The sequence below is a fragment of the Gilliamella sp. wkB18 genome (genome assembly GCF_001690875.1).
In the GTDB taxonomy this organism is placed as follows: domain Bacteria; phylum Pseudomonadota; class Gammaproteobacteria; order Enterobacterales; family Orbaceae; genus Gilliamella; species Gilliamella apicola_A.
This window is the reverse complement of the sequence record NZ_LZHM01000051.1, coordinates 1-1,100: the sequence shown is the minus strand read 5'-3', so window position 1 is coordinate 1,100 and position 1,100 is coordinate 1. Positions and strand designations below refer to the sequence as shown.

General features: G+C 38.4%; 2 protein-coding genes. Both read right to left on the bottom strand.

All coding sequences use genetic code 11. The annotated features are described in order from the left end of the window. Positions 1–672: DUF6708 domain-containing protein (locus A9G48_RS05540; RefSeq protein ID WP_065575903.1), on the bottom strand; the 672-nt coding region annotated here is incomplete at its 3' end. Between the two features lie 22 nt (positions 673–694). Next, positions 695–1,100: DUF6708 domain-containing protein (locus A9G48_RS11575; protein WP_218057812.1), on the bottom strand; the 406-nt coding region annotated here is incomplete at its 5' end.

The window sequence follows — 1,100 nt, the reverse complement described above, 5'->3', positions numbered from 1 at the left end:
GATATTGGCAGATTTATAATGCACCATAAAACTATTGATCCATCCCCAAACAAATGTACTTCCTGCACCGGCTCGCATAGGATCTAACATAATATGATCTATCACTTGGTGCGTGCCCGGTTGGCACACCATTAACACGGTTGAACTTAAGGCATTACGTGACATATTATGAATAATAACACCGTGCAAATCGTCCCAATCATATTCTTTTATTCGGCGTTTTTTCGGTTGTAAAAATACCGAAGGGTGATGTAAAAACTTAAAGTTAAAAAAGTAACTTTCATTAACATAGACTTTACCCGTTTTACGATTAAATATAATGGGGCTGCCATAGCGGGAGAATAGATAATGATACAGTTGAGGAATAACATAATACATAGCGGCACAACAGGTAATAAAACCCAAAATTACTACCATATCAATAAATTCTATTTTAGAGTTATCATGGTGTAGCAATAACCAAAGACATCCAATAATAGCTACACACCCACAAATAACACAAAAAAAACAAAGGCAACCATAAAAAATCTGATCATTGTGATCCTGACGAATAAAGGCACAATAGGTATTATTGGCATAACTTAAGCGATCGTCATGCAGGGGCACTAAACGTGGACCTTTATCTAGATCCCCAAACCAACCAAAGATTTGTGGGCGGTATTTTGATGGCATAATTATTCCTTAATCATCTGAGTTATTCCGTTATATGGTGCCGTTGTTTGATTTCGGCGAGCTCTTCTTGCGATGTAGCATTAAATGCTTCGAGCATCCATTCGGGCCAACCTTCACCTTCAATCCTATGGGCTTTAAATTCCGCTTCTTGATCTGACTTATATTCGCCGTCATCGATATTGGCAGATTTATAATGCACCATAAAACTATTGATCCATCCCCAAACAAATGTACTTCCTGCACCGGCTCGCATAGGATCTAACATAATATGATCTATCACTTGGTGCGTGCCCGGTTGGCACACCATTAACACGGTTGAACTTAAGGCATTACGTGACATATTATGAATAATAACACCGTGCAAATCGTCCCAATCATATTCTTTTATTCGGCGTTTTTTCGGTTGTAAAAATACCGAAGGGTGATGT